The organism is Scytonema hofmannii PCC 7110 (assembly GCF_000346485.2).
GTDB classification, from domain to species: domain Bacteria; phylum Cyanobacteriota; class Cyanobacteriia; order Cyanobacteriales; family Nostocaceae; genus Scytonema; species Scytonema hofmannii.
Genome location: NZ_KQ976354.1, coordinates 7,847,106 through 7,854,210 on the forward strand (window position 1 = coordinate 7,847,106; position 7,105 = coordinate 7,854,210).

Annotated in this window: 6 protein-coding genes and 1 pseudogene; 6 read left to right on the top strand and 1 reads right to left on the bottom strand. The window is 40.5% G+C overall.

The genetic code is table 11. The features are described 5' to 3' along the window. Positions 1-2 precede the first annotated feature (2 nt). The 6 genes from WA1_RS32920 to WA1_RS32940 all read left to right on the top strand — a co-directional run bounded on the left by WA1_RS32920 (position 3) and on the right by WA1_RS32940 (position 6,525). Positions 3-1,091, top strand: a complete 1,089-nt coding sequence (locus WA1_RS32920) for a sulfonate ABC transporter substrate-binding protein (protein WP_017747231.1) — start codon at positions 3-5, stop codon at positions 1,089-1,091. Between the two features lie 800 nt (positions 1,092-1,891). Next, positions 1,892-2,683: an ABC transporter ATP-binding protein gene (locus WA1_RS32925; protein WP_017747230.1), complete on the top strand. Its 792-nt coding sequence runs from the start codon at positions 1,892-1,894 to the stop codon at positions 2,681-2,683. 139 nt (positions 2,684-2,822) lie between these two features. Beyond that, positions 2,823-2,954, top strand: a complete 132-nt coding sequence (locus WA1_RS60510) for a hypothetical protein (protein ID WP_272819279.1) — start codon at positions 2,823-2,825, stop codon at positions 2,952-2,954. 188 nt (positions 2,955-3,142) lie between these two features. After that, positions 3,143-4,327 (top strand): acyl-CoA dehydrogenase family protein, encoded by a 1,185-nt coding sequence (locus WA1_RS32930; RefSeq protein WP_017747229.1) that lies wholly within the window; start codon positions 3,143-3,145, stop codon positions 4,325-4,327. Between the two features lie 282 nt (positions 4,328-4,609). Continuing rightward, the gene (locus tag WA1_RS32935) at positions 4,610-5,425 is read left to right on the top strand and encodes a class I SAM-dependent methyltransferase (protein ID WP_017747227.1); all 816 of its coding nucleotides are present in this window, start codon (positions 4,610-4,612) and stop codon (positions 5,423-5,425) included. A 50-nt stretch (positions 5,426-5,475) separates the two neighbouring features. Then, positions 5,476-6,525, top strand: a complete 1,050-nt coding sequence (locus WA1_RS32940; RefSeq protein WP_026135079.1) for a sulfonate ABC transporter substrate-binding protein — start codon at positions 5,476-5,478, stop codon at positions 6,523-6,525. A 321-nt stretch (positions 6,526-6,846) separates the two neighbouring features. Here WA1_RS32940 and WA1_RS60515 read toward each other — a convergent pair. Continuing rightward, positions 6,847-7,105 (bottom strand): annotated as a pseudogene (locus WA1_RS60515) (IS4 family transposase); the annotation flags it as partial.

Genomic DNA, 7,105 nt, shown 5'->3' on the forward strand with positions numbered 1-7,105 from the left:
TCATGAATTGGATTTGGCAGCAGTTAGAAACATGGTTATTATCACTAAAATCCCAATTCTTTAACAGGAAGCATCACACAAAACTATTTACGGGAGCATTTGTAGCGGGTGTGTGTCTCAGCTTGTTATTCGCAGATCATATACCCAATTCTACAAATTCTAATCTAGCCATTGCTGGTTCTGTTAGTAATAAAGCTAACGATAAAGCTTCTGTGGTCAGATTTGGTTATCAAAAATCAGCAATTTTATTAAAAGCAAAAGGTGTTTTAGAGAAACGACTAAAGCCAGAGGGAGTGAGTGTTGAGTGGATAGAGTTTCCAGCCGGACCTCAACTATTAGAAGCAATGAATGTCGGAAGTGTTGACTTTGGTCATACAGGAGAATCTCCGCCAATTTTTGCTCAAGCTGCGGGAGCTAGCCTAACTTATATAGCTGGTATTGCAGCCAGTCCAGCAGGTTCAGCCATCCTAGTTCCTAAAGACTCTCCTACCAAATCAATCGCTGACCTAAAAGGCAAAAAAATTGCTTTTCAAAAAGGCTCTAGCGCTCATTATCTACTTTTGAAAATTCTAGAAAAAGCAGGATTGAAATACAGTGATATTCAACCTGTGTATTTGCCACCAGCAGACGCCCGTGCTGCTTTTGTTCGAGGAAGTGTCAATGCGTGGGTAATTTGGGATCCCTTCTATGCAGCAGCAGAAAAAGATGCCAATGTTCGAATTTTAATTGATGGCAAGAACATTACCAATCAGGGTGGGTATTATCTAGCGAGTCGCAAATTTGCTGATAATAATTCATCAACGATTAAGGCAATACTGGAAGAAATTAAAAAGTTAGATGATTGGTCTAATAAGAATAAAGATGAGGTAGCAGCCACTCTTGCACCTGTTTTAAAAATAGATTTAGATGTCATGAAAAAGGCAACTCAGAGAAAAATCTTTGGAGTTGTACCGATAGATGGAAAGTTAATTGCAGCACAACAAAAAGTCGCTGATACCTTTTATCAGTTGAAACTCATACCTAAACAAATCAATGTGCGAAATGCCATGCTTACACCAGCACAATATGCTGCATTCTCACCTAAAAAATAAAGAGAAAGACTCAGATCCCCGACTTCTTAAAGAAGTCGGGGATCTGGTTTCTCACGAATGATTTAGGACTGCTATAGGAATCATAAATGATTTCTGAAAATATCTCAGTACTGTAGGGTGGGCAATGCCCACCACAATCTTTATGTGTGCGGCATAGCCCTAACTACGTATATTTCAAAAATCAAATAGGAGTCTTATATAGTTGGTTAAAATTAAGTCCAAGTAAGGCTTTTTCAATCCAAAATCCAAAAATGGTATGTTTAATGGCTGTAAGATTTTTGGCTTCTTAATCGAATTTACCCCCCTTTATCCCCCCTTATAAAGGAAGGGAACACGAACTAAGTTTCTTCCCTTCTTAATAAAGGGGGAAACAGAATTTCCGGTTCCCGGACCTTTCCAAGGGGAGGGTTAGGGTGGGGTAAAATGTGTATACTGTAGCTTTAAAAAGGGGGCTATGCGTAAGTCCTATTCTTAAAGAAACTACGGTTCTGAATAGGGATTTAATTGAAAGTAATCTTTTTTTACAAAAAATCCTTGCTTTTTTCATAAAACTGTGTAAGTATACTAAAAAATAAGTACGGCAAATACACAGATTAACCGTAAATTAAATTTCAAAGGACAACTTAACTATTACTCCATCACATTAGTGTGAAAGGCTCTTAGATTCCCTAGATTCCCGACTTCTCTAAGAAGTCAGGAATCTAACTAACCTAACTCCAACAGGAAATCATTGATATCTATTTTTATTCATAAATAAGTTGATGTGATGATTGGAGGCTATTTATTCAGGAGGTTTTGACATGAAATCTGAACACCGTGGAATGCATTTAAGACTTGAAGGGTTGAAAAAGTCCTTTGGAATCAAAACAGTTTTGCAGGGCATTAATTTAGATATATTGCCAGGAGAATTTGTCGCGATCGTTGGTCGCAGTGGCTGCGGTAAAAGTACAATGCTACGCCTGATTGCTGGACTAGATTTGCCAAGTGCAGGAGGTATTTTTTTAAACGGTCAACAATCCCATCGGATTAGTCCAGATGTGCGAATGATGTTCCAGGATGCGCGTTTGTTACCTTGGCAACGGGTGCTGGCGAATGTGGAATTAGGCTTGTTGGGTTCCAATTCTAAAGTGTATGCACGGCAAACAGCTTTGCAAGTTTTGGATGCCGTAGGACTCCAAGACCGAGCCGACGAATGGCCTGCCGTCCTCTCTGGCGGACAACGGCAACGGGTAGCCTTAGCTAGAGCATTGGCAAGTCAGCCTTCGCTGATGCTGCTAGATGAACCATTAGGGGCTTTAGACGCTCTGACACGGATAGAAATGCAGCAATTAATGGAGAGATTATGGCTTGAGCAAAAATTTACAGCACTATTAATTACTCATGATGTTGAGGAAGCAGTCGTCCTAGCAGACCGCGTTGTACTGATTGAAAACGGTCGAATCGAACTGGATGTTGAAATTTCTCTACCACGTCCCAGAGTCAGGGGAAATACCGTGTTTGCCCAGACAGTAGACAAAATTTTACAGCGTGTGATGGGTAAGCAGAACGAAGAACACGAACTCGTCACAGAGCGACCATTGGTTCTAGGATAAAAACCCAGTTTCTACAAAAAAACCTAGTAGTCCACTACATAAATTCTGATGGGTAAAACAATGTTCAACCTCATCTTCTCCTTCTCTTCCTCTGCGCCCTCTGCGCCTCTGCGGTTTTTTATCTAACCCCTCAAATTCAATGCGATGTTCTGACTCCGGTCACTGGGATGTGCCAGATATTACCGCAGTTGTTGCTAATTCTTACTCTTTTGTAGAACGCGGTATTATCACTGAAGAAGACTTACATTATTTCTTGTCGATTCACCACTAGAGTTGTATATCAGTCTCAATCGAGACTTCTTTAAAGGTACTGCTGTTGAGAAAGCTGCCAATGAGTATTTAGTGAGTGTGAATCGTTAGACCAGTCATGACTAAGGATGGTAATTGTCCATATTGTCGTTCCTTTCTCCTCTTCCCTCACTTGCCATCCTTGGTCTTTTCTATTGGAATAATCAAACTATGGTGCAACTTTTAGTTAAAGAATCAAAAAACTGGGTAGCAATTGCGTCTTCCATATCCAGCAAACTAGCTGCAAATGCTGTAGAACGCGACATCAAAGGGGGACTACCAGAAGAGGAAATTCAGCACCTGCGCTCCGGGGGGCTGCTACCTTTGGTAGTACCTAAAGAATATGGTGGCATTGGGGCAACCTGGGTAGAAGGATTAAAAATTGTCCAAGAACTCTCTCAGATTGATGGCTCTGTAGGACAACTGTATGGTAACCATCTCAACCTGACCGCTTTAGGTCATGTCTCTGGAACAAGGGAACAAAAAGACAGATACTACCGGGAAACTGCCGAAAAGAACCTTTTCTGGGCAAACGCTATTAATACGCGAGATTCCAGACTAAAAATTGCCCCAGATGGCGAACACTTCCGTGTTAATGGAGTAAAAAGTTTTGGCACGGGTGTTGCTATTGCCGATGTGCGGGTATTATCTGCAGTGCAAGATGGTGTAGAAATTCCCTTTTTGTTCGTCATTCCTAAAGATAGAGAAGGTGTGGTTTCTCATCAAGATTGGGACAATTTTGGACAGCGACGCACGGACAGCAGTACCTTTACCTTCCACAATGTCTTGGTAAAGCAAGATGAAATTTTGGGATATCCTAATCCTCCTGATAGTGCTTTTGCTACATTTTTGGGAATCATCGCTCAATTAACGAAAACCTATGTATATTTGGGAATTGCTTCTGGATCGCTAGCGGTGGCTAAGGAATACACCATAACCCAAACAAAACCTTGGATTACCTCTGGGGTAGAACGCGCTACAGCCGACCCTTATATTTTGCATCAGTACGGAGAATTGTGGACGCAACTGCAAGCAGCCATTGCCATTGCCGATCGCACCGCAGATCGAGTCCAACAGGCTTGGGAAAAAGATGTGAACTTAACTTCGCAAGAAAGAGGAGAAGTTGCGATCGCAGTTTTTGCCGCCAAAGCCTTTGCCACAAGAGTTGGACTGGATATTACGACTTCTATTTTTGAAGTTATGGGAACCCGTTCTACAGCTACTAAACACGGCTTTGACCGTTATTGGCGAGATTTCCGTACCTTCACATTGCACGATCCTGTGGATTACAAATTGCGTGATATTGGCAACTGGGTACTTAATCAAGAGTTACCCCAAGCAACGCAATATTCTTGACAGATTTGGGCAACGCCATACCTCCCACAGCTGCATAAGATGGGTTATTACCCATCTTATTTCTTAAATTTTAACACCTAAAGAATACGCCGAAATTACTCCCCAAGAAGTTCTAGCGAAAAAATAGCCATGGTAATTTTGGATTTTAGATTTTGGATTTTGAATTTTGGATTTTGGATTGAAAAAGAGTCCTACATGAGTTGGGAACAAAAAGATGACAATTTTTACAGATTTACGAGTGCTTGGATGAAACCTTAGTCGAGATAATTTGTAATTCATAAAATGAAAACACTACCTGCTTACGACCCAACATTATTTGAAGGTGCTGCTTGGTATTATTCTCGTTACAGACCAAAGTACCCGCCTGTTTTATTTGAGCTGCTTGTAGAAAAATTTCATCTTAATGGTACGGGACGACTTCTTGACCTTGGTTGTGGCGCTGGATTGATTGCTATTCCTTTTTGTCACAATTTTCAAGAAGTTATTGGCATAGATCCTGACTCAGAGATGCTTAAAGAAGCACAACTACAAGCCAAAGCAGAGGGAGCAACAAATATCAGTTGGGTTCAACAACGAGCAGAATCTCTCTCTCCCGCCGTAGGTCAGTTCCGTTTAGTCACAATAGGTAGAGCTTTTCACTGGATGGAACGAGAACTCGTACTTGAAAAGATTTATGAGTTACTATCTGACGATGGTGCTATAGCCATTATCAAAACTCATGAAGATCCCTGGAACAGTAACCATCCATGGAAAACAACCGTAATTTCAGTTGTTAAGCGGTGGTTAGGAGAACAGCGTCGCACGGGTCAAGGTGGAAAGGGTGTTTGGACACCTATTGAGGTCTCCCACGAAGAAATCTTGGCGAAATCTCCTTTTCCTCGTCAAGCCCAATATGAAGTCAAATACGAAAAATCTTGGACAGTTGACAGTTACCTTGGTTATCTCTACTCTACAGCTTTTTGTTTACCCTCTTTTGTAGGAGACAACCGTGAAAATTTTGAAACTGATTTAAGAAGTTCTTTATTGGCTGTCGAACCATCAGGAAAGTTTACTGAAGAACTACCAATTACTGTCATTGCTGCTTGGAAGAAAGCATAAAAAAGAATTCGGAATAACTGCCAATTACTGTAAATGGTTTAAAATTAATTATGAACCGGGAACATCTACAGCAACGTCGTCTCTTTTTAAAGAGATTTATGCAGTATTCTCTGCTAGGAATATCTGGTTTCTCAGTTCCACTTATTGAAGAATTTGTAGAGAAAGCTCAAGCAGAAACAAAACCCTCTGGAATTAATACTAATGTCGTCCGAATGGGTTATCAAACGAGTGGCGATATTATTAGAATTAAAGGAGTTTTAGAACCACGTCTCAAAGAATTGGGCGTTTCTGTAGAGTGGGCACCTTTTCCTGCAGGTCCTCAACTGTTAGAAGCCATGAATGCCGATCGGGTTGATATTGGAAGTGTGGGAGAAACGCCTCCAATATTTGCTCAAGCCGCAGGAGCACAGCTTGTCTATATTGCTGGGCGTAAACCCAGTAAGGGTGAAGGTAGTGGTCTTATAGTTAGGCAAGATTCCCCCTTTCGGCGAGTAGCCGATCTTAAAGGTCAAAAAGTTATCTTTCAAAAGGGATCTGCTTCACACTATCTACTTTTAAGAGCTTTGCAAGAAGCAGGGTTAAAATTCAGTGATGTTCAAGCTGTCAGTTTGACTCCAGCAGAAGCCCGTGACGCATTTCTACAAAAAAAGATTGATGCTTGGGTAACTTGGGATCCCTTCTATGCTTTTGTGCAAAAAAATGCTGGTGCTCGTACTTTAAGAAATGCAGCACGAATTGCTACGCAGGGAGGATTTTATTTATCAAGACGTGAATTTGCCACACAAAATCCTGGAGTGGTAAAAGTCATTTTAGAAGAAATAGACAAGTTAGGACAATGGGCTGAAGCTAATCCAACTGAGATTGTAAAAATTCTGGCTCCTGAGTTGAAACTTGAGCCATCTCTATTAGAAGTGGTAGTGCGTCGCCGTACTTATAGTTTGAGGAAGCTGACGCCGAGTATTGTTAAAGAACAACAGCGCATTGCTGATGCATTTTATCAGGAAAAAGTCATACCTCGAAAAATCGATCTCAAGCAAGCGCTACTTACCCCTCAACAGTATGCAGCGATTACTCCTGCAAGATTAGTTAGTCAAAGATAAGTAGATAGGCATAAATAAATTGAAGCAACCTTCGCGGCGGACGTTGTGTAATTAATTCTGTCCAGTTACTTATAAGTGGCAGCAAAACAAACTCAAATGTATTGCAATACTGCTCGGTTAAGGGAAAGTGAAGCCTAAAATTCCGAAGAAACTGTTCTCGTTTTATTTACGAGAACAAAAATGAGAGAAATTTGTATAAATGAACCCACAAGAGATGAGCAAGTATCTCTCAAGAATGTTTATATTTAATTGAAAAAATCTCTAAACCTTGTCCCTTTTAATTTTCTATCTAGTTCAACTATCTTCTACTACTAGATGATGTCAACTAGCGGTTGTAAAAATTGTAAAAGATAGTTGTTGCCGGGGAGTATAATTATTTCTATGACATCGTTTTTTAGTTTTAAATTTAGAACGAGTTTTCTTGATTACCCTCGGATTAGTTCTGCCTGAGGTTGGTGGTATTTGTAAGTCTAAGATTTCCCAGATTAACCAGCTAAAATATATATTCATATTCTCAAGAGAATGATTAACTTGCTGTTGAAACTGAGGAATAGCACGTCTGACAACTCTTAGTCGGATA